This window comes from Streptomyces sp. NPDC020898 (genome assembly GCF_044333925.1).
GTDB lineage: Bacteria > Actinomycetota > Actinomycetes > Streptomycetales > Streptomycetaceae > Streptomyces.
Window position 1 is genome coordinate 139,872 of the sequence record NZ_JBIRRV010000011.1, and the last position, 21,142, is coordinate 161,013.

At 66.8% G+C, this 21,142-nt stretch carries 20 protein-coding genes and 2 pseudogenes; 8 read left to right on the forward strand and 14 right to left on the reverse strand.

Annotated elements, in window-relative coordinates:
• Nucleotides 1-726: an ABC transporter permease gene (locus ACH4TV_RS30825; protein WP_398403830.1), complete on the forward strand. Its 726-nt coding sequence runs from the start codon at nucleotides 1-3 to the stop codon at nucleotides 724-726.
• A 32-nt stretch (nucleotides 727-758) separates the two neighbouring features.
• On the opposite strand, the gene mug is transcribed toward ACH4TV_RS30825, so the two are convergent.
• Together mug and purB are read right to left on the reverse strand one after the other, a co-directional pair.
• Nucleotides 759-1,310: a G/U mismatch-specific DNA glycosylase gene (mug, locus tag ACH4TV_RS30830; protein WP_398404061.1), complete on the reverse strand. Its 552-nt coding sequence runs from the start codon at nucleotides 1,308-1,310 to the stop codon at nucleotides 759-761.
• Nucleotides 1,307-2,749: an adenylosuccinate lyase gene (gene purB / locus ACH4TV_RS30835; RefSeq protein WP_398403831.1), complete on the reverse strand. Its 1,443-nt coding sequence runs from the start codon at nucleotides 2,747-2,749 to the stop codon at nucleotides 1,307-1,309. The genes mug and purB overlap by 4 nt, the downstream gene beginning before the upstream one ends.
• Nucleotides 2,750-2,959: 210 nt before the next feature.
• On the opposite strand from purB, the pseudogene ACH4TV_RS30840 reads away from it, so the two are divergent.
• Nucleotides 2,960-3,587, forward strand: a pseudogene (locus tag ACH4TV_RS30840) (ATP-binding protein).
• The gene (locus ACH4TV_RS30845) at nucleotides 3,569-3,937 is read left to right on the forward strand and encodes a hypothetical protein (RefSeq protein ID WP_398403833.1); all 369 of its coding nucleotides are present in this window, start codon (nucleotides 3,569-3,571) and stop codon (nucleotides 3,935-3,937) included. Before ACH4TV_RS30840 ends, ACH4TV_RS30845 begins: the two are co-directional and overlap by 19 nt.
• 224 nt (nucleotides 3,938-4,161) lie before the next feature.
• Here ACH4TV_RS30845 and ACH4TV_RS30850 read toward each other — a convergent pair whose 3' ends face one another.
• The 7 genes from ACH4TV_RS30850 to ACH4TV_RS30880 all read right to left on the reverse strand — a co-directional run bounded on the left by ACH4TV_RS30850 (nucleotide 4,162) and on the right by ACH4TV_RS30880 (nucleotide 11,620).
• Entirely contained in the window at nucleotides 4,162-5,163 is a 1,002-nt protein-coding gene (locus tag ACH4TV_RS30850) for a glycosyltransferase family 2 protein (protein ID WP_398403835.1), read from the reverse strand.
• A 49-nt stretch (nucleotides 5,164-5,212) separates the two neighbouring features.
• Nucleotides 5,213-6,247, reverse strand: a complete 1,035-nt coding sequence (locus tag ACH4TV_RS30855) for a hypothetical protein (protein WP_398403837.1) — start codon at nucleotides 6,245-6,247, stop codon at nucleotides 5,213-5,215.
• Nucleotides 6,244-7,899, reverse strand: a complete 1,656-nt coding sequence (locus ACH4TV_RS30860; RefSeq protein WP_398403839.1) for a DUF4931 domain-containing protein — start codon at nucleotides 7,897-7,899, stop codon at nucleotides 6,244-6,246. The genes ACH4TV_RS30855 and ACH4TV_RS30860 overlap by 4 nt, the downstream gene beginning before the upstream one ends.
• Nucleotides 7,896-8,912 carry an NAD-dependent epimerase/dehydratase family protein gene (locus tag ACH4TV_RS30865; protein WP_398403841.1) on the reverse strand — a complete coding sequence of 339 codons (1,017 nt, stop codon included), beginning with the start codon at nucleotides 8,910-8,912 and terminating at the stop codon, nucleotides 7,896-7,898. Before ACH4TV_RS30865 ends, ACH4TV_RS30860 begins: the two co-directional genes overlap by 4 nt.
• 267 nt (nucleotides 8,913-9,179) lie before the next feature.
• Nucleotides 9,180-9,863: a D-glycero-alpha-D-manno-heptose-1,7-bisphosphate 7-phosphatase gene (locus ACH4TV_RS30870; protein ID WP_398403843.1), complete on the reverse strand. Its 684-nt coding sequence runs from the start codon at nucleotides 9,861-9,863 to the stop codon at nucleotides 9,180-9,182.
• A complete protein-coding gene (locus ACH4TV_RS30875; protein WP_398403845.1) occupies nucleotides 9,860-10,513 on the reverse strand; it encodes an SIS domain-containing protein in 654 nt (217 codons plus the stop codon). The genes ACH4TV_RS30870 and ACH4TV_RS30875 overlap by 4 nt, the downstream gene beginning before the upstream one ends.
• 963 nt (nucleotides 10,514-11,476) lie before the next feature.
• A complete protein-coding gene (locus ACH4TV_RS30880) occupies nucleotides 11,477-11,620 on the reverse strand; it encodes a hypothetical protein (protein ID WP_398403847.1) in 144 nt (47 codons plus the stop codon).
• Nucleotides 11,621-11,925: 305 nt separating this feature from the next.
• Here ACH4TV_RS30880 and ACH4TV_RS30885 point away from each other — a divergent pair, with 305 nt between their 5' ends.
• The 4 genes and pseudogenes from ACH4TV_RS30885 to ACH4TV_RS30900 all read left to right on the forward strand — a co-directional run.
• Nucleotides 11,926-13,305: a condensation domain-containing protein gene (locus tag ACH4TV_RS30885; RefSeq protein ID WP_398403849.1), complete on the forward strand. Its 1,380-nt coding sequence runs from the start codon at nucleotides 11,926-11,928 to the stop codon at nucleotides 13,303-13,305.
• Between the two features lie 93 nt (nucleotides 13,306-13,398).
• Nucleotides 13,399-13,659, forward strand: a complete 261-nt coding sequence (locus ACH4TV_RS30890; protein ID WP_398403851.1) for a hypothetical protein — start codon at nucleotides 13,399-13,401, stop codon at nucleotides 13,657-13,659.
• A gap of 28 nt (nucleotides 13,660-13,687) precedes the next feature.
• A complete protein-coding gene (locus tag ACH4TV_RS30895) occupies nucleotides 13,688-13,819 on the forward strand; it encodes a hypothetical protein (RefSeq protein WP_398403853.1) in 132 nt (43 codons plus the stop codon).
• 185 nt (nucleotides 13,820-14,004) lie between these two features.
• A pseudogene (locus tag ACH4TV_RS30900) lies at nucleotides 14,005-15,120 on the forward strand (IS1380 family transposase); the annotation flags it as partial.
• 182 nt (nucleotides 15,121-15,302) lie between these two features.
• Here the strand turns inward: ACH4TV_RS30900 and ACH4TV_RS30905 are convergent.
• From ACH4TV_RS30905 to ACH4TV_RS30915, 3 genes are read right to left on the reverse strand one after another with little or no spacing between them, the layout of a single operon-like run.
• The gene (locus ACH4TV_RS30905; protein WP_398403855.1) at nucleotides 15,303-15,542 is read right to left on the reverse strand and encodes an acyl carrier protein; all 240 of its coding nucleotides are present in this window, start codon (nucleotides 15,540-15,542) and stop codon (nucleotides 15,303-15,305) included.
• Between the two features lie 47 nt (nucleotides 15,543-15,589).
• A complete protein-coding gene (locus tag ACH4TV_RS30910) occupies nucleotides 15,590-16,273 on the reverse strand; it encodes a class I SAM-dependent methyltransferase (RefSeq protein ID WP_398403857.1) in 684 nt (227 codons plus the stop codon).
• Nucleotides 16,242-16,991: a thioesterase II family protein gene (locus ACH4TV_RS30915; protein ID WP_398403859.1), complete on the reverse strand. Its 750-nt coding sequence runs from the start codon at nucleotides 16,989-16,991 to the stop codon at nucleotides 16,242-16,244. The genes ACH4TV_RS30910 and ACH4TV_RS30915 overlap by 32 nt, the downstream gene beginning before the upstream one ends.
• A 620-nt stretch (nucleotides 16,992-17,611) precedes the next feature.
• Between ACH4TV_RS30915 and ACH4TV_RS30920 the strand changes: the two genes are divergently transcribed.
• Entirely contained in the window at nucleotides 17,612-18,328 is a 717-nt protein-coding gene (locus tag ACH4TV_RS30920) for an LmbU family transcriptional regulator (protein WP_398403861.1), read from the forward strand.
• Between the two features lie 77 nt (nucleotides 18,329-18,405).
• Here ACH4TV_RS30920 and ACH4TV_RS30925 read toward each other — a convergent pair whose 3' ends face one another.
• Both ACH4TV_RS30925 and ACH4TV_RS30930 read right to left on the reverse strand, forming a co-directional pair.
• On the reverse strand, nucleotides 18,406-19,182 hold the full coding sequence (locus ACH4TV_RS30925) for a thioesterase II family protein (protein WP_398403863.1): 777 nt from the start codon (nucleotides 19,180-19,182) through the stop codon (nucleotides 18,406-18,408).
• 109 nt (nucleotides 19,183-19,291) lie between these two features.
• Nucleotides 19,292-21,103: an amino acid adenylation domain-containing protein gene (locus ACH4TV_RS30930; RefSeq protein WP_398403865.1), complete on the reverse strand. Its 1,812-nt coding sequence runs from the start codon at nucleotides 21,101-21,103 to the stop codon at nucleotides 19,292-19,294.
• Nucleotides 21,104-21,142 lie beyond the last annotated feature (39 nt).

The following is a 21,142-nucleotide window of genomic DNA, read 5'->3' on the forward strand; positions in this document are numbered from 1 at the left end:
ATGCCGTTCGCACCCGTTCTGCGCTCCGAGTGGCTGAAGATCCGGACGCTCCGCTCACTCTGCGGCGCACTGCTGGCGGTGTTCGCCGTCTCCACGGTGTTCTCCGCGCTCGCCGGCGTCTCCAGTACGTCCGACCCGGAGTTCGACCCGCTGTTCATGGCGCTCTCCGGAGTCGGGCCCGGTCAGATCGCCGCCATCGCCTTCGGCGCGACGGCCGTCTCGTCAGAGTTCCACGGCGGCGGCCTGCGACTCTCCCTGGCGGCGGTGCCACAGCGCGGACGGTGGTTCGCGGCCAAGACCGCCGCCATCGGCGTACCCGCCCTGTTGGTGGGGCTGGTCACCGGCGCCACCTCGCTCGCCGCCGGCCGAGCTGGCCTGGGCGACGAGGCGAGCGGACTCACCTTGGGCGAACAGGCGCGCGGTGTCGTGGGCTGCGGGATCTACCTCATGCTGATGGCGCTGCTCGCGGCCGGACTCACCGCCCTGTTGCGCAGCGGCGTCGCCACGCTCAGCATCCTGATCCCGTTCGTCCTCATCATCTCGTTCGTGATCGGGGACGTCGCCGGTGGGCTGACCGACTTCCTGCCCGACCGGGCAGGCCAGGTGATCCTCCACGAGACGTCCGACAGCATCCTCGGCCCCTGGACCGGCCTCGCGGTGACCGCCCTCTGGACGGCGGCCGCGCTGCTCGCGGGGGCGTGGAGCGTGCGGCGCCGGGACGCGTGACGGGGGTGCACGCACCCCACCCGCCGCACATCCTACGAAGCCGCTTCCCGCAGTCGCCCGTACTCCTCGGCCATGGTCGCCGCCGTCCAATGGGCGTTCAGGCCGCTCGGGTTGGGCAGCACCCATACGCGCGTGTCGCCGAACTGCCGCTCCTGCGGGCCCATTTGGGCCATGCGGTCGTCGAAGGCGGCCCGGTACGCCGTGACGCCGACGACGGCCAGCCAGCGGGGCCGCAGCCGTGTCACCTTCGCGGCCAGCAGCCGTCCGCCCTCGCGGTACTCCTCCGCGGACAGCTCGTCGGCCCGTGCGGTCGCCCGCGCGACGACGTTCGTGATGCCGAGCCCGTACGAGAGCAACTCGCCCTGTTCGGCGGGCTTCAACAGCCTCGGAGTGAAACCGGAGAGATGGAGGACGGGCCAGAAGCGGTTGCCGGGCCGCGCGAAGTGATGACCCGTGGCCGCCGTCATCAGGCCGGGATTGATGCCGCAGAAGAGAACACCGAGGCCGTCCGCGACGACGTCCGGTACGAGACGGTCGCGGGCGGCCTCCAGTTCGGCCTGGGTGAAGCGGGGCGAGCGGGTCAGAGGATCGCTCCGGGGGTGTAGGCCGCGGCCTCCGGGTGCTGCTTGGCGATCTCCTCGACGCGGGCGACGACGGCGGCTACCTGGTCGGCCGCGGCGCCCGTGAACGACAGCTTGTCGGCCATCAGCGCGTCGAGCTGCGCGCGGTCCAGCGGGATGCGCTCGTCGGCGGCCAGCTTGTCGAGCAGCTCGTTGCGCTCCGTGCCCTGCTCACGCATCGCCAGCGCGGAGGCCACCGCGTTCTCCTTGATGGCCTCGTGCGCGACCTCGCGCCCGACCCCCGCGCGCACCGCGCCCATCAGCACCTTGGTGGTGGCGAGGAAGGGAAGGTAGCGGTCCAGCTCACGCGCGACGACCGCCGGGAAGGCACCGAACTCGTCGAGGACCGTCAGGAAGGTCTCCAGCAGCCCGTCCAGGGCGAAGAACGCGTCGGGGAGCGCGACCCGGCGCACCACCGAGCAGGACACGTCGCCCTCGTTCCACTGGTCGCCCGCCAGCTCGCCCGTCATCGAGGCGTAGCCGCGCAGGATCACCATGAGCCCGTTGACGCGCTCGCAGGACCGGGTGTTCATCTTGTGCGGCATCGCGGACGAACCGACCTGGCCGGGCTTGAAGCCCTCGGTGACCAGCTCGTGCCCGGCCATCAGCCGGATCGTCTTTGCGGTCGAGGAGGGCGCGGCGGCCAGCTGCACCAGCGCGGTGACGACCTCGTAGTCCAGCGAGCGCGGGTAGACCTGACCGACGGAGGTGAAGGCGGTGGAGAAGCCCAGATGCCCGGCGATCCGCTGCTCCAGTTCCGCGAGCTTGGCCGCGTCGCCGCCGAGCAGGTCCAGCATGTCCTGCGCCGTGCCGACCGGACCCTTGATGCCGCGCAGCGGGTAGCGCCCCAGCAGCTCCTCGACCCGGCCGTACGCGACGAGCAGCTCGTCGGCGGCGGTCGCGAAGCGCTTGCCGAGGGTGGTGGTCTGCGCGGCCACGTTGTGCGAGCGGCCGGCCATGACCAGCTCGGCGTACTCCCCGGCCAGCTTGCCGAGCCGCGCCAGCACGGCCACCGTACGGTCGCGCATCAGCTCCAGCGAGAGCCGGATCTGCAACTGCTCCACGTTCTCGGTGAGGTCGCGGGAGGTCATGCCCTTGTGGACGTGCTCGTGCCCGGCGAGGTCGTTGAACTCCTCGATCCGCGCCTTCACGTCGTGCCGGGTGACTTTCTCGCGCTCGGCGATGGACGCCAGGTCGACGGTGTCGAGGACCCGCTCGTAGTCGGCGAGGGCGGCGTCGGGCACCTCGATACCGAGGTCCTTCTGGGCCCGCAGCACGGCGAGCCAGAGCTGCCGCTCCAGCCTCACCTTCTGCTCGGGCGACCAGAGCACGGCGAGCTCGGTGGAGGCGTAACGTCCGGCGAGGACGTTCGGGATGCGGGGCTTTGCGGGTGCGGCGGTCACGTGTACGGATTCTACTGGCGGTTCCTGCAGGTCCGCGCCACCGGCATGTTCGGAGGAAGCTACGAGAGGTGGTCGTACGGCGACAGCTCCGGCCGCTTCGCCGGCAGCCCGTCCCCGGACGGTGTGACACCCGCCCAGGTTCCCTCCACGACGATGAGCGTGATGGACACCGCCCTGCGCGACTCGCGGAAGGCTCTGCGGCTCTCGGGCATGCTGGAGACCCTCGACGCCCGCCTGGCCCAGGCCCACGGCGGCGAACTCGGCCACCTGGACTTCCTCCAGATCCTCTGCCAGGACGAGATCATCCGCCGCGAGACCGTCTCCTTCCAACGTCGCCTGCACCGGGCGAGGTTCGAGCAACAGGCCACCTTGGAAGAGTTCGACTTCGCCGCCTCCTCCAAGCTCCCTGCCGCCCAGATCCGCGACCTGAGGGCCCTGCGCCGGCTCCACGCTGGAGAGTCGGTCATTTTGTTCGGCCCGGTCGGGGTCGGGAAGACACATATCGCCCAGGCGCTGGGCCATCTCGCCATCCGCCAGGGCGCCAACGTCCGCTTCGCCAAGACCAGCCGCATCCTCGCGGACCTGGCCGGCGGCCACGCGGACCGCACCTGGACCAAACGGATCCGCGATCATCACCAGCAACAGGGCGCCCAGCGACTGGTATCCGCTCTTCCCCAACCCGGTCGTCGCGGAGTCGCTGCTGGACCGGCTGATCAACGCCAGCCACCAGGTCATCGTGAACGGCCCCAGCTACCGCCCCGACAAGCGCCCGAAGAACGGCAGTTGGTCTCGCCCCCGACCGACATCAAGGAGGTTCAGATGCTCGAAGGTGTGCTGATCGCCGAAAGCCTGAAGGCTGGAGCCGAGCTGACCGGGATCCCACTGCGGATCACCAAGCTGACACGGATCGAGATGACGGACGCCGGGGATGACCAGCCGCGGCTCTGGACCCTGCTGGACTTCGCCGCCGAGGAGCCCGAGGCCCAGCACCTCGCAGATCAGCTGGCTTCCTGCCTCTCTTCAACGGGAGGCTGGTACACCGACTTCCACACCTCGTCCGACACGTTCGTGATCTTTGCCAACAAGGTCTTCCGCTATCCACGTGGGCAAGCCGAGGGCCGCCGCGAAGCCCAGGACTACGGGCGCTCCGTCGGGGTCCCTGAACAGCAACTCGACTGGCGGGACTGACCCAGGGCTCCGCGAGAGCGGAGCCCTGCTCCCAGCACCTGGGGAATCACGTGACCGTCCACAGACGGTCAGTTCCGCCAGCCGCCGGCGGATCGACCGATACCAGCGTCAGGCCACGGCACACTCCTGTCGAGCCACACCGCACCGCCGACAGGATCCTGCCACCGGAGGGCGGCACATCAGGCTTTGCTCCCCCATGCTCTCCATGGTGGACATCCGGCCCGTCACCAACCGCGGAAGTAATCCACCGCTGAAGCAGGATGTTCCACGAGCCGCCGGATCCCCGTCAGGTCACCCTGGGCCAGCAGGCGCATGAGTTGCCGGTCTGTCGGCGGCAACTCGTCGAAAACGCTCTCGGGGACAGCCCTGACGAAGGAACGGGCGAGTGACAGTGCTTCGCCCAGAGCTTCGTCGTCGTGCAAGTGCAGCGCGCGGAGCCCCTGCCGGACGTCACCGCAGCACATGTCCACTGCGTATGGAGGGATGAGTTCCGGGGCGCGTAGCCTGATGACCTCGAACGTATCGAGCACCATGCGCATGCAGGCTGCGACATTGTCCGGTTCATCGCGTCGCTGCGTCCCCGATAGCGGCCCCTGTTCGCGGATTCGCCAGAGGTAGACGACCTCTGTCAGTACATCCACTGCTGACGCCTCGATGTGTGCGCGGATCATGACGGGGGCGTCCTCGTACCCGGACAACTCGAAAAACAGCTTCTGCTCGTCCCAGAACGAGCGTCGGATCACCTTGTTCCACACCATGCGGTCGCGCACCAGCGAGGTGTCGCGACGAATGTGGGTGCGGCTCCGGGCACAGGCGAACGTGTCGTGATATCCGGGATGCGGTCGCAAGCCGGCGCTGTGGAGCCGACGTACGTCTCCACAGGCGATGTCGGACCCCGTGGTCTCCAAGGACCCGATGAGCGAGGCGTACCCCGTTGCCGGCACGACGTCGTCGCTGTCGCAGAACGCGAGGTACTGTCCTCGTGCCGCACGAACGCCGACGTTTCGAGCGGCGCTCAATCCGGCGTTCGGCTGCCCGATCAGGCGGATACGGGAGTCCTGGCGCGCCCACTGTTCGGCGATGACCCGGCTTGCGTCCGTGGACCCGTCATCGATGACGACGATCTCAACGTTCGCGAAGTGCTGGCCGAGCAGTGACTCGAGACAGGCGGAGATGTAAGGCTCGACGTTGAACATCGGCACGATGACACTCAACATTGGTGACATGGCGCACATACCTTCCCTGGGGGACCACACCTGCTGGGCATCGACGTCGTCATACGGAAAGTCCCACCGCCTGCGAGCCCGTGGTGTCCAGCCCGAACGGCAGCTCCTGAGCGTTCTGTTCAGCCATCGCGGCCCGGATCTCGTCAGCTCTGCCTGGTCCACTGCTGAGCAGGAGAAAGCCACCGCCGCCCGCGCCGAGGAGTTTGCCGCCGTCGGCACCGGCCTCACGGCCGACCTTGTAGAGCATCTCCGTCCTGTCGTTCGAGATGCCCTCGCTGAGCCCGCGCTTCGCCTGCCAATGAGCGTCAAGCAGGGGACCGATGTCGTCGACCCGGCCTGTGGAGACGGCGATGAGCATCTCCGCGACCAGCGCGTGAATGGACTGGAGCGCACGCAGTGTGTCGACGTTGCCGCGACGCGTCAGCCGATCCTGAGCGGTGAGGACCTGGCCGGCGTCCCGGCTCACACCGGTGAAGAACAACAGCAGGCGTTCCCGGACATAGGCCTCGAACGCACTGTGGAGCGGCAGCGCCTCCGGGCTCACCCTCCTGTCTTTGCTGATCCGCAGCATGCGCAAACCGCCGAGGGCCGCCATGTAGTGGTCATGCTTGCCGACTGGACGGCCCAGGTCGCGCATCTCGATCGCAGCGGCACGCTCCGCGAGTTCCCGGGGATCAGGGCCGTCCTGGTGCAGGAGGGCGTGCAGAAGCGCGACCGTGAACGCTCCGGAACCGCCGAGGCCGGAACTGCTCGGGGCGTCGGCGCACGACGCCAGCTGGATGTTGCGCAGCGTGCCGGTGTCCAGCAGGGCGGCACGCGCGAAACGATGGCGTAGCTGTTCGGCGTGTTCGACCTGCTCGACGTCCTCCCAGCACACCCGGACACCACTGCCGAAGGAACGGGGGAAGGCTGTCACGCTGACGTAGCGATCGATGGCCAGGCTGATCACCACGCCTCCGAAGCGGTCGGCGTAGCTGGGCAGATCGGTGCCACCGCCCGCAAGGGAGACGCGCAGCGGGGCACGGGCCACCACCAGGCGCGCTGCCGACCCGGCGCGGTCCGTGGCCGTGTCTCGCGCTGTCACCGCCGTACCTCCCGTAGCTGCGAGTGGGGATCGGTGGCCCTCAGCGCCGCAGCCGTCTCGGCCGGCCCGACCGGGGTGAAGTAGAGGCCCGTTGCCAGTTCCGCCGCGCCGAGTATCCGGGGCCGCCCGGGGCGGGAGAGCAGTCCGGCGACAGTCACCGACACATGGCCGCCCGGTGATCCGTGCGCCGAACGAGACGTCCACAGCTGGTACGGCATCGGCTCGTGGAACAACCGGTCGAGGCGGCGCACGGTACCGACCAGGGCCGTGGCGAGCCCGTCACGCTCGGCCGGGTCCAACTCCGCCAGCGACGTCACGTGCCGCGGGGCGGTCAGCCGCACGGTGTACGGCGCCGGCGGGGCGGGCGGCACAGCGGCACGCCAGCCGTCCCTCTCCTCGACCAGCAGAGCGGCGTCCGGCTCGGCGCAGGCCGGGCACGGCGGAGCCGACGGGCCCGGCTCCTGCGCCGGTCCCAGCAAGGGGGGAAGGACGGACAGTGCGAAAATCTGGCTGTGCGGGTGCTCCACAGTGGCTCCGGCGGCAGCTCCACGGTTCTCGAAGACGAGTACGCACCGGACGTCGTCGAGGCCGGCCAGCGCCTCGCCGCGCCGTGCCCACAGGTCGACCACGCGGCGTGCCTCACCCCTGGACATGGTGGCGAAGTCCTGGGCGTGGTCAGGACTGTGCACCAGCACCTCGCAGCGGCCGGTCGCGATCGGCGGCCAGCGGTTCGGGAACGCAGTCGTCTCGAAGTCCGCGGGTACCTCACGGCCTCCGGGGCAGAAGGGGCACCCCTCCGCGACACTCACCGGACGCCGGGCGCGCCCGCTCGCCACGTAGACGCGACGTGGTGTCAGGTCGTCGGCCACGAGCACCGGGGAGGCGGCCGGGCCCGGCACCGCAGTGCCAGTTGCAACGGCCCCGGTCGGCTCAGGCCCGCCGGATGTGGGTACGCCCGATATCGGGGCCAACCGGTCCATCACGTGATGCACGTTGAGCGGGTCCGCCGGCGGCCGGGTCCAGTTCACCAGGGCGGCCCGCTGATCCGCATCGGCCAGGCGTCCCACCGCGTGCCGTGCCTCGCGCTTCAGCCGGCTGGCCGTGGTGGGGGTGACGGCGCCTTCCGCCACGAGGCTCGCCAGCAGGCGCTGGTCCTTCCAGCACGTCGTTCCGCCCGTCGGCGGGAGCTCGAGATCGAGCTCCCGCTCCACAGCGTCGAAGCCCCAGGATCGTCGGCGTATCAGGCTCTGGGCTCTGACGTGCCACTTCACCAGCTCACCGCTGACGGGGTCGGTGCTCATGGCAACGGCGTACGACCTGCCGCGGTCCATCACATACGTCAGGTTGTACTCCGACCCGGCGGTGGTGGTCAGTCGCCGGCTTCCGCGCCGACCGTGCGCGCGGTCGGCACCGGGGCGGACCGCGTCCAGCCAGGTCGAGCCTGCCTGTACGCGGAAGACGAACCTCTGCCCGTCGTCGTACAGCACGGTGACGGGCAGCAGGCGCCGAGTGTGCTCGGCACGGACCTGCCGGAGCAGCACCTGCGAGCCGTCGGGCCACGGGCTGGGGCGTGTCGGCAGCCGCCGAAACTGAGCCGGCCGCAGGGGCCGGGCCGAGCGGAGGCGTCCCGAGCGGCTGGTCACGAGGCTCACGTGGTCTCCTCTCCGGGGGAGGCGACCGCCTTGTCATGCGGGGCGACATGCCGTACCTCCGCAGGTCCCTCGGAGTGCTCCCGAACCCAGCGCACCACGCTGTCCACACCCTTCTGGAGGTCGATCCCTGCTCGCCATCCCAGCTGCTCTGCAGCCCGCTCCGTGCTGAGGCGGACGTGCCGCATCTCTCCCGGCAGCGGAGCGCCGAAGACCGGAGCCTTCGTGAAACCGGTCGCGGCCGCCAGTGCGGCATGGATGTCGAGTACCGACGAGGGCTGGCCGGTACCGATGTTGATCAGCCCGCTGCCTCGTTCGGCGGCCAGGGTGAAGGCCTCCGCGACATCGTCGACATGCACGAAGTCCCTTGTGGTCAGGCCGTCACCGTTGACGACGCACTGCTGACCACGCAGCATCCGACGCGCGAAGATGGCGACAACCCCGGCTTCCCCGCCGGGGTCCTGCCGCGGCCCGTAGACGTTGCCCAGGGCCAGGGCCGCTGACGACAGTCCATGCACCTCCTCATACAGCCGCAGGTAGTCCAGAGCCACCGACTTGGTCAGGCCGTAGAAGGAACGGGGCACACGCTCCCACGTCTCCGTGGTGGGTCCCTCACCGTCCATCGACTCGCGGTAGATCGTTCCGCCGCTCGACGCAAAGACGACCTTCCGCGCACCCGCCGTCCGGGCGGCCTCCAGCATGCGCACCAGCCCCTCGACGTTGAGCCGTGCGTCCAGGACCGGGTCGCGCATGGAAACCTTCACACTCATCTGGGCCGCCAGCAGCAGGACGACCTCGGGGCGCGCCTCACGCACCAGGTCCGCCGTTGAAGGGGTGGCGATGTCGGCCTCGTGGACGGTCACATCGGGGTGAAGCTGAAGCACCGGGGCCAGGTTGCCAGGGTGACCGGTGGAGAAGTCGTCCACCACAGTCACCGTGTGGCCTTGGGCAGCCAGCCGCTCCACCACGTGCGAGCCGATGAATCCTCCGCCTCCAGTGACGACCATGCGGGTCATGCGTCAACCTCCGGTTCAGGGAGACGACCGTCCGAGCGTCGAGCACGTCGACGGTCAGCAGGTCGGTGTGGTCACGGCACATGTGGTCATCGGCTGCGACATCGCAGGTCCGGTTGTGACCAGAGCTGGTCCGGCCATGCCCGGCAATCAGTACCTGGATCCCGAGCACCGAGGTGTGCCCCGTCTCGCGATCACACGCCGGGAGTCACGCCCGAGTCGGAGTACCCGGGAACGTCACGGTGCTGGCCGGCGATAAGCGGGGCTGAGCTATTCGGCATATGAAGTCGTTTCCCGGCAGGACCGGTCGAAGGCGGGTTCCCCCGCTGCGCGTAGCCGACGACCCGCGAGTTCCACTGCTGCGGCCAGGTCGTCCACGACCGGCAGGCCGGTCAGGCCATGGCGATCGAGAGTGCGGGACTCTGCGGCCCCCCGGCCGGTCCGAACGAGGGCGCCGTGGACGCCTGCCGTTCGGGCCGCCAGCGCATCGGCCGCCGCGTCCCCGACGTACCAAGTCCGCGCCGGGTCCAGTCGCAGTTCTGTCACCGCCCGCCGGATCAGCGCGGGCTCCGGTTTGCGGCAGTGGCAGCGATGCTCGGGCCTGTGCGGACACAGGTAGCTCGCTGCCACTGGTACGTCGGCCGCGGCGAGTCTGGCAAGCAGCTCCTGGTGCAGACTCACTGCCTCGTTCACGGTCAGCAACCCGCGGCCGACCGGGGACTGGTTGGAGATGATGCCAATGGTGAACCCCGCGCGTACCGCATCGCGTAGCGCATCGACGGCGCCCGGAAGAATCCGGATGTCCTCGGACCGCAGGACGTACTCGGCACGGTTCTCGATGATCGTGCCGTCTCGGTCGCAGAGCAGGCCGGGTTCACCGGGGCCGTATTCGTCCATGGACCGGGACGGACCGGCGCCGCGTATCACGATGGGAGGTACGGCGTCTGTGCTCATTGCGCCTCCTCCTGGGCAGGGTCGCCGCCCCAGCCGTACCGGTGAGGTCGTCCAGCGCGGAAGATACGCACCATGGCGTGGTTCAGGGCCAGATGCAGGTCCTCGGCCAGGCCGTAGTCCCCGGCGCCCGCCTCGACCACCAGGTCACAATGCTGGGCCAACGTGCCGGCATTGCCCAGCAGGGCCACCACGGTCAGCCCTCGCTCCTGGGCCGCCTTGGCGGCTTGGACCAGATTCGGCGAGTCGCCGCTCACGCTGAGGAGCACCAGGAGGTCGTCCTCCGCACCGATGGCTCTGACCTGTTGCGCGAACACCTCAGTGAAGTCGATGTCGTTGGCCAGTGCGGTGACATACGCCGAACTACCGGAAAGGCTGATCACCCTGGCGACGCGGTGCCCCGCACGGAGCGCACTGACCGCCCAGTCGCAGGCCATGTGGTCGGCTGTGCACGCACTGCCGCCATTACCCGCGACGAATACGGTCCGGCCGGTGGAGATCGTCTCGACGACACAAGCCGCCACATCGCCGACAGCCTTGGCGTCGACGAGTAGCGCGCCGTCCGCGAGGTGGCGCAGGTACTGGGCGACGATCGACGCGTAGTGGGAATTCTGTTCTACCGCCGCGACGGGTAACGAGAGCTCAGAGACCACAGTATTTCCTCTGCATACGGGGGCGATCTTTGTCACATTGCTCGGCGGTCGAATCCCTGACGGTGAGCCAGGGCATGATCGTCCGAGGGATGTCGGTGATGGGGCGGACCATCGCGGCGGTATCAGCTATTTGAGGCTCTGCATCGCGCCGGACGCTGCGGAGGAGAAACGTGTTCTTCACCGCGATCGATGACGATTTTATTTGTACTGCCGTGCCCAAGGCTCAGCATGATCCTTCCCAGGGAAAAAGGAAAGGCTACGGGGCAATTTGATGATTCAATCCTGACATCATCCCTTCGGAGACCACTTTTCATGGTTCACGAAGATTCGACTCTGGGCGGCGAGAGGGCATCACATAGTGAGCGCTTACTGCGCACACAATGATCACAGCGCTTCGAGGTCAAGTCAAGAGGTGAGCCACGAAGTTGACCGCGGGCCGGCCGGGCGCAATCCGCAGAGTCGGCCTTCTTCGCCAGTTCCAGTGCCGTACGCAAGCGGGAGCAGGTGTCGCCGGGGACATGGCCGGCATGCGCGGACCTCAGGGCGATACCCCCGAGACGGAAAAAAATACACGCACCCCTCACCGATCCTTCCTCTTGCCGATCGCCTAACGGTCATATAAAGTCCCACGACAGTTTCAGCAGACGCCCTGTAGGTAAGTCAGCAAGGTCTGACAATTTCTTCCCTGAGTTCGATTTCTCGTGATTGCAGTTGTCACGGAAAAAAGGGGGAGACATGGGGAGACATGTAGAGTCCGGATCCAATGACGTTCAGTCATAACATGAATAGATCATCCAGAGTCTGTGCCGAATCACCCACTCGAACCCCTGCCAGGAACACCGAGTTCGGTCGCCTTCGCAAAATTTTCCAGCTGGCAGACCAGGAGTCTCAGTGGCACACGCCACGGCTCTCAAGGTGCCGCGATTTCCCGGCGTTGGCGGCGGAGAGCATTTACTCACCTGATCACAGCGCCGGCTCTGGCCCTTCGGCGGCTTGAATACCCCGAATTAACGACCGCGCCGCGGTTTTGGTGGTCCAGGTGAAGGGCCGTGGGTTGTCGTCCCAGGTGCCGATCCACGCGGCAATGTCGTCTTCCAGGGCCTTCACCGCACACGACTTTTGGTGATCGACACGATCGCCGAAGGTCAGTCGATATACGGAACGTGTCCATGGGTGTCGACGATCTCTCCCAGACTGTCGCCTATTCGGGTTGTTGCGACGATTTTTTCCGCAGAACTGCGCATACGGCATAGATCACCGTCTGGAGCGGCGCCTGTCAACAGTGATCCTGACAATTTGCCGGGCATTGGTGGGTGGCTGTCTCGCCAGCGAGACAGCCGGAGCTGACGGGTGGTGATCGTCGCACTATTGTTGGATCATCAAAATGAACTTTCCATTATGGGAGGGCCTGGATGACCAAGTTGAGCGCCATAGAGATCCCCTATTCAGGAGACAGGTCCGGCATATATCCCTTGACGTGGGGGCAGAAATGGCTATGGAGGGCCGTCTCCACGCAAGCTCCGCATTATACTCACCTTGGTATACCGATCCGAGTGGAGGTGCCGCCTGGGTGCAATGTGGACGGAGTATTGGCCATGCTGTCTAAAATGATTGAGCGCCATGAGGTGCTGAGAACGCGATATTTTGTGGATGATCAAGGCGTTGCGAAACAAGTCGTCTCATCTTCAGGAAAGCTTCATGTTCGGCTGTGCAATGTCGAAGGATCGTCCCCTTCTGAATTGGCGAAGCAGCTTGAGCTGGAAATGACCAGTGCTCCGTTCACCATGCCCGAGATATCAATTCGAGCCGCAATCGTCGCGGAATTCGACTTGCCAAGGTTTGTGATTTTGTCCATATTCCACATGGCGGTAGACGGCTGGAGTATTCCAGTTGTCACTACCGAGATGAAGCAACTCATGGAGGCGGCTGCAATCCATGCCGGGCAACCCGACCTGGGTGACATCGTGCAGCCGATAGACAGAGTTCAAGTCGAGCAGGGGCCTGAAGGGGTGGCCCGCTCGCGGCTGGCCCTGGAGTTCTGGAAGAGGGAGCTGGAAAGGTTTCCGCGGTGGACTGGTGAAGTAGTGCCAGAAGTAACCATTGAAGCCAGGTTTGAAGAGCACTCCATGCGGTCGAAACGGGCGGCCCTGGCTGTCACATTGCTATCGGCAAGGTTTAGGTCCAGCCCTGCCGCCGTGCTGCTTACTTATGTGCACAAGATACTCAAGGAAAATTACGGCAAGACGCGGTGCGGTTTTATGGTATTCTCGCACAACCGTTTCGGGCCAACGGATCTAAGTTACTCCGGACCGCTCACGCAGAGCGTTCCAGTGGCTTTGGAGCACACGGGTGCCGATATGAATGAACAGGTTCGCCTGACTCATCAGGCAATGCTGGAAACTTCACTATCTTGCGAATGTGACCCGGAGGCTGCACTGGCTGTGATCGACAGCCTTGAGGAGGCTGACGGGTCCGCCCCGGATGTTTCATATGCATTCAATGCGCACTTTTCCGGATTCAAGTACGATACATCCTCGACCGGGAGCGATGAAACATCATTTTTCGAAGTGAGGTCATATGTTTATGACGATATGAAATTCTTCATAGAAGTCTTCGATGAAATGGATGGGTATTATTTCTTGTTGCGCGCCGATACGGCACTCTTTCCTTCTGCTCGAATAGTCGAGTTCTTGAAGGGGCTGGAATTTTCCCTGGCCGAATCGGCCGGGATATTGAATTCCGATATCACCATGCCGACCGGTGAAACAGTCGTGAGTCAAGGGGGCGGCTGATCAGACAAGGGCGCCGGGGTTCACTCAGGTTGAACTTGTAGCGTCGCCTCGGGTGGTGACGGTTCATGATCCTCTGCGCAGATCGCGCAGGAGTTGCGGGTCACCAAGCGCTCGGTGGAGCGCTGGCGGGCGGCGTGGAAGCAGGGTGAAGCGCAGGCCCTGTGTTCGACGGGGCCCGTGGCGCGGGAGCGGCTGAGCAAGCGGCAGTGGACGAAGGTGGCTGCGCTACGGGACGCCGGGCCCGGCGTGTGCGGCTTCGAGGACGATCAGCGCTGGACGCTGGCGCGGGTCGCCGACCTGATCGGCCGGATCTGCCATGTCAGTTACACCCTGACCGGAATGAGCGCTGCTTGACCGGCACGGCTACTCCTGGCAGGTCCCGGTGCGCCGCTCGGCGGCACGCGACGAGGAGGAGATCACGCACTGGCGGGAGGAGACCTGGCCCGGCGTGGAAAGACCGCCGGCGAGCTCGGCGCCTACAGGTGCTTCGCCGACGAGTCGGGACAGGGGCTGAGCCCGCCGCGGGGCCGGACCTGGGCCAGGCGTGGGGCTCGCCCGCAGGTGTCAGAGTGCATGTACGCCAGCGCGGGCGTGCGGCCTGCTACCGCCCCGGCGGCCACCGACCGCGCTTCGCCTACCGATTGCACACCTGGCACGGCCGCAAGAAGGAGAACAAGAGCTTCACTCTGGACGAGTACGTTCGGTCCGGTGGCCTCCGATCCGACTGTCTCCCGCCTCGTCGACGCGCTCGCCGCGTCCGGCCCGAAAGCTCTTGCGGCAATCCGGGGCGCACGTTCCGAAGTACGCACGCGGGTCTGGGAGTTGGCCGGGGCAAGCAGTCCGGCCGCCGACGGGCAGGTGATCGTGGACATCGACGGGGTGCTGGTGCTCGCCCACTCCGAGAAGCAGGACGCCACCCCGACCTGGAAGAAGACCTTCGGTCATCATCCGCTCGTCGCGTTCGTCGATCACGGCCCAGCCGGGTCCGGGGAACCGGTGGCGGCCCTGCTGCGGCCCGGCAACGCGGTCTCCAACACCGCCGCCGACCACATCGAAACCACCCAACTCGCCCTGGCTCAGCTGCCCGAACACCTGCGGCGGGGACGGCAGACACTGATCCGCGCCGACTCCGCCGGCGGCACCCACACCTTCCTCGACTGGCTTTCCCGCCGGGGCCGGTGGCTGTCGTATTCCGTCGGAATGACCACCACCGACGCCATCCACCAGGCCGTACTGAAGATCCCGAAGAAGGCATGGACACCCGCCTACGACGCCGGCGGCACCGAGCGGCCCGGCGCCTGGGTCGCCGAGATTACCGGCATGCCCGATCTGAGCACGTGGCCCACGGGCATGCGGCTGATCGTCCGCAAGGAACGCCCGCACCCCGGCGCCCAGTTGCGCTTCACCGACCTCGACGGCCTACGGCTCACCTGCTTCGCGACCAACACGAAAGGCGGCCAGCTCGCCGACCTCGAACTGCGCCACCGCAGGCGGGCCCGCTGCGAGGACCGCATCCGAGGCGCCCGCGCCACCTGCCTGCGCAATCTGCCCCTGCACGACACGGCACAGAACCGGATCTGGCTGGAGATCGTCTCCCTCGCGCTCGACCTCCTCGCCTGGATGCCGATGCTCGCGCTGACCGGCGAGGCCCGCCGCTGGGAACCCAAGAAGCTCCGGCTCCGGCTGTTATCCGCCGCCGCGCAGCTCGTGAACACCGGCCGTCGCCGCTGGCTCCGCCTGCCCGCCCGATGGCCCTGGACCGCCGTCATCAGCCACGCGATCGTCAGGCTCCACGCCCTGGCGAACCCCGGTTGACCAGCCACATCGCCCGTCCCGACAAACCCGCACCACCACACCGGTGAAGTGGAACCCGGCGCCCATCCGACGCGAGAGCCGGGCCCTCGGCCTGCCCCAGCCCCGAAAAGACCCCACCACACAAACGCAGAGTCCCCGTCAACAAACCGACAAGGACTCATGAACGATCGAGGCTATAAGGCCTACGCGGAAGCCTTTTCACCCCCGGCGCCCTCCGCCAGACGCACGATGTCCCCAAAATCGCCTTCCGCAAGGGTCCCCAGAAATTCGGCGGCATCAACGAGAGGGGCAAGCCGCTCTTCCGTTTCCATGTACAGCTTGATCGCGCCGATCGAGTCACCTCCGCATCCGAAGAACTTCTCGTGATCCTCAACCTGACCATCGGTCGAACGGCCAAGCCTCTGGAGCCACATCTGGGACATGACATCCCGAGTGCTGCTGTGCGAGGACAATGCAGTCTCCTGACCCGCTAGATTCTCTGCAATCCCATGTCATGCTGCCGCGCCGGGGGATGGCTACGTAGAGATGCTGTTTCAGCACCGCCGCAGAGCCCCCTTCCGTCCGGCATTGTGGCTTTCGAGGTGAAGCCGGCCAGACGCAATTGCTCGTGCCACTCTGCGGGGGTGAGGGAAACGTGGTTCTCGGCGGACCGGAAGTCGGCCGGGCTGGGCCGGGGGTTTCCCTCGGGGGCCGGACAGCATGAACAGCTCCGGTCCGCGGTCATCCACCGTAGTTGCGTCAACGTCGCCCCGACATCGTGGGCGTCGTGGAGCACATTCGCCGACAGCAATACGTCAGCCGGCGGTGCGGCCGGCCCACTCTTCCCCTTGATATCGAGCCACTCGAACTCGACGAACGGGTGGGCGGCGAAGCGTTCGCGCGCCGCATCGAGGAACTCCGGTGAGATATCGCTGTAAACGTAACGCAGCTCGATCCCAGTGGCGGCCAGCTTCGGTAGTAGGTCATCCGTGGCAGCGCCGATGCCGTCCCCGAGTTCCAGAATCCGGGCCAGCGCAGTTCCAGTCCTGTCGCGCAGGTCGTCGACGTGGCCAAGCGTTGCGCACGCTTTCGATATCCGGTCGTTGTCGGCCGGATCCGGACCAGTCTGTCCGCATCGTCCGTCACGACGAGCATGTCGTTTCGTCGGCGGCATCGAGGTCGTGCAGTGCCGCGCGCGACGCGTTCGTGTCGACAGTCAGCTCGCTGACCAGGAGGCTTCGGACTTCCTCACGACAGCGGTCCACGAAGAAGTGGTCGCCGGGGAAGACGTGGACCTTGGTGCCGGCATGGGTGTGATGGTTCCAGTGCTGGAGCTCGTCCGCCGGGAGACCGGGGTCGTCGGTGGAGCCGAGGACCGTGATCGGGATGTCCAGTGCCGGTCTGGACTGGTAGCCGTACCTGTCGACGACGCGCCAGTCCGCGCGGAGCACGGGCAGGGCGAACGAGAGGAGCCGCTCGTCGTCCAGTACCTCCTGGGGTGTGCCTCCCAGTCCCCGCAGTTCGGCCATCAACTCCTCGTCCGTGCGCGGTTGCGCCGACGGCGCGGCCTGCAGCCGGTGCGGCGGGGCGCCCCCGGCGACGACCAGGTGCTGGGCCCGGTTCCCGGTGAGGTCGGACAACCTGTACGCCAGCTCGAACGCGATGCCTGCCCCCATGCAGTAGCCGAACAGCGCATAAGGCCGATCCGTATGCGGCGCGAGGTCGGCGGCAAGGGAGTCCACCAGCTCGTGCATGTCGTGGACAAGGCTGTCCCGGAAACGGTTCTCCCTGCCCGGTAACTGGACCGGAACGAACTCGATCCGTTGGTCCGAGCCCTCCCACCACTGCCGATAGAGGCTGGCGCCCTTGCCCGCATACGGCAGGCAGAACATCCGGAGGTCGGCTGCAGAGGACGGCGGGCCGTACAGGAATATGCGCTCGCTGATGGAATTACCTTCCTTCCGATTCGCGACGATGACCCGAGAGGGGGCGAAATGTAAGGGGATAAGCGCGCCCCCGTACCGCGTGTTTGATATACCGAACAAGGTGGATCGCGTCGAGTGGCCTGCCGATGGCAACCGGTTGCATTACGCCGTCGATCTTGCTTCGAACCTCGAGAGTTCGTCAAGGGTCCGGCGGATCTTTCGAGCCCTTGACTACCCGCCGTCAAGCGTCAGGTGGCCGGAGAACCGGCGTGAAGACCGCGACAGGCTAACGAAAGAGCAGTTCATCACCCATTATTCGGTCGACGCCCCTGTGTTGCGTCAAGTTGGTGCAGTGACCCGCAGTGATCGCGCCATCAAGGTGCGGCCGAGTGCTATTTCGCGGTGGCCCCACCGACAGTCACATCTTTATGTAACTCAGCTGGCTTTAAATGCCAGACTTTGGGGAAAGGTGCCAACCGAGAAGATCACGGCGTGAGATTTTCCCGATAGGCCGTACGTACGGCCTTCGGTGATCGATACCATCGCCGATGGCCGGACGATGCACGGAACGTTTCCAGGGGGTAGCGGTGCGTAAAGTTGTCAGCTCGACAAACCAAGCCGCACGGCACACAGCAACGGCAAGTGTTGCGTGGCGACCGCGGGGCTCGGGTGTCCAGCTCCACAAATCTGGCTTACTGTTCACGACCAAGCAGAGCTTCAGCACCTGGGAAGATCTGGGTACCGAACTGTCCTCCTTCGCCGACTCCTCCACCTGGTGGATCGCCGATTGGCTGGTCTACGGCGAGTCCGTGTTCCACGACCGCTACGAGGAAGCAATCAGGCGTACGTCGCTCAGTTACCAGACCCTGCGCAACTACAGCTGGGTTGCGCGTGCGTTTTCGTTGTCCCGCAGGCGTCAAGCCCTGAGCTTCAGCCACCATCTCGAAGTCGTGGCCCTTGAACAGCCGGAGCAGGACTACTGGCTGGGGAAGGCGGAAGAACTGGGCTGGAGCAGAAACAAGCTGCGCCGTGAGGTTCGCAGCAGTCTGCTCATGCGGCAAGGCAATCTGACGCCCTCAGATGCCGACAGCGACGAAGAGGCAAGCGGCATCGACCGCGCAGCGGCCGGGTCCACGTCGACGCCGGCTCTGCTCGACACCACCTCCGCGCCCGAAGCGCGCCCGCTGAAACTCCAGTTCTCGGCCGAGGACCTGGAGGGTCTGGAGAGAGCCGCCAGGAGGGACGGCGAGCCGATCGAGACCTGGGCGGCGAAGATCGTACGGCGCGCCATCGCCTGTTCCTGAGCACATCCGTTCCGAGAGCGTACGCGGTTGGGTGGACCAGGCCAAGAAGGCTCCGGCCACCCAACCCGCGCCGAAGGTCACCTGTACGATCCCGCTGTCCAGCCGGCCTCCTTGTTCTCCATGTCGTGGGCCAGCTCGGTGAGCAACGCGTCCGGGGCGCCCAGGAAGTCGTAGTGGGCGCCGTCCAGGAGTACCTCGCGGACGCGCCCCTCATCGGCGTACTGGCGCCAACCGTCCATGAGCCCGGCGGGGATTACCGTGTCCTCCCGCCAGCCGATGGTGGTGATGCCGGTTGCGAGCCGCACCGGCTCGGTGGGCCGGTACCGGCGGTTGGCCTCGATGTCGGCGGCGAGGAGCTGCACGCCGAGCTCGACGAGGTCGGGATGCGGCTCGCCGCCCATGGCCCGGGTCATGGCCTCGATCTCCTGGGGGAGTTCGCCCTCGGCGAGCTCCAGCAGGCGCCCGTACGGGCCGTCGTGCGGGGCCACCTGGGAGGAGACGAAGAGCCGGTCCGGCAGCCGCCGCTCCTGCCGGGCCAGCTCCACCGTGACGACGAACGCGGGCAGGACCCCGCTGCAGTGGCCGAAGAAAGTGAAGGGGCGGTCGAGGTAGGGCTCCAGCCCCTCCAACAGTGGGCCGGCCAGGGCGTCGTAGGTGCCGAAGTGCGGTTCCCGCAGCCGGTTCTCGCGCGCGGGCAACTGCACGAGGCAGACCTCGGCGCCGCCGATGTACCGCGGCCATCTTGAATACATCGACGCTCCCACTCCTGCGTAGGGGAACAGGAAGATGCGGGCGGGGCTGTCGTCCTTGGGGCGGCGCAGCAGCCACTTCGAGGGACGCTGGGCGGAAGTCATCCTTCTCCTCATGTGGAACGTCGGAACGTCGGAATGGGGGGCGGGAGAGCGGGAAACGGGGGGCGAGTGGTGATGAAAGCAGCTGGCGGCGGGGCAAGGCGGAACGTGGTCAGTCCGTCGTCGCCGCGTCCGCTCCTGACGGGGCCGGGGCTCCCGGTGGCAGCGCTTCGTCGATGATCTCGGCCAGTTCAGCGACGGTCGAGCTCAAGTAGAGGTCGCGCGGGCGGAGTTCCACGTCGTAGCGCTCGGCGATGTGGGTGACGATCCGAGTCACCAGCAGGGAGTCACCGCCCAGTTCGAAGAAGTCGTCGTCCACGCCGACCTCCTCCAGCCCCATCAAATCGGCCCACAAGTCGGCGACTTGCCGTTCGACCGGCGTCCGCGCGGCCCGGAAGTCGGCGTTCGTCTCGGGGCGCTCGCGGATCTGGCGTGCCGCGAGTGCGGCCCGGTCGACTTTGCCGTTCCTCGTCAGGGGCAGGGCTTCGAGCCGGGCGAAGACCGCCGGAACCATGTAGGGCGGCAGTGAGCGGCCGAGGAGCTCGCGCAGGTCCGCAGCCCCGACGTTCTCGGCGCAGACGTAGAAGGCGGTCAGGCGCTTTCCCGCCTCCGTGTGCGTATGGACCACGACGCAGACGTCCTTGACGCCGGGGTGAGCCAGCAGCACCGTCTCGATCTCACCGGGCTCGACGCGGAAGCCGCGGACCTTGACCTGGTGGTCGAGGCGGCCGAGGTACTCGACGACCCCGTCGGCCCGGCGCCTCACGAGGTCGCCGGTGCGGTACATCCGTGCGCCGGGTTCGGAACTGAATGGATCGGGCAGGAAGCGGTCCGCGGTCAGGTCCGCGTGTCCCACGTATCCGCGGGCCACGCCGGCCCCTCCGGCGTAGAGTTCGCCGCTCTCGCCGTCCGGCACCGGCCGCAGACGGTCGTCGAGTACGTACACTTCGGTGCCGGTGATGGGTCGGCCGATCGGGACGGTGTCGCCCTCGACCCGCGCCTCCATGACGTGGCAGCAGGTGAACGTGGTGTTCTCCGTCGGGCCGTAGCCGTTGACCAGACGGATTCCTGGAAGGGCGGCGAACGTGCGGTCCACGTGGTGCGGGGAGAGCACGTCTCCGCCGGCCAGCAGCTGACGCAGCGTGGTCATCCGGGCCATCGGGCCCTCGGCCATCTGGTGGAAGAGACCCGCGGTCAGCCACAGCACGGTCACCCGCTCCCGTACGACCGTCTCGGCCAGCTCCGCCAAGGACGGTTCTCCGGGCGGGACGACCGCCAGCCGGGCGCCGCCCAGTAGAGGGGCCCAGATCTCCAGCGTCGAGGCGTCGAAGGCGAGCGGAGCGAACATCAGGAAGGCGTCGTCGGGTCCGACCGCCAGGAAGTTGCTGTTCCGGACGAGACGAAGCACGGCGCGGTGCGTGATGCACGCGCCCTTGGGCCTGCCGGTCGACCCGGAGGTGTAAGCCACGTACGCCGCATGGTCCGGCTGTACGGGTAGCGCGAGGTCGGTGGTGGACAGACCGGTGAGTTCGAGGGCGTCGGAGTCGAGCACCAGGACGTCGGCCAGCCCGGAAACCTGCGCGAGCAGCCGCTCCTGAGTGAGGACCAGACGGATGCCTGCCTCCGCCGTCAGAAGTGCGTGACGCTCGCGCGGCTGGCGCGGGTCGAGCGCGACGTAGTGCCCGCCGGCCTTCAGGACCGCGATCAGGGCGACGACGGTGTCGACGGATCGCTCCATGCAGACCCCGACCGGGGTCTCCACGTCGACTCCCCTACCGCGTAAGTGCCGGGCGAGCTGGTTGGCCCGCGCGTTGAGCTCCGCATAGGTGACACATTGGACGCTCATGGATATCGCTACTGCGTCCGGGAAGGTGGCCGCCCGCCGCTCAAAAGCCGCGTGCACCGATTCAGCGGTCGATGTCATTCTCGGTCCCTCTGCGCCTTTTCCAGATGGTCGGCTGCG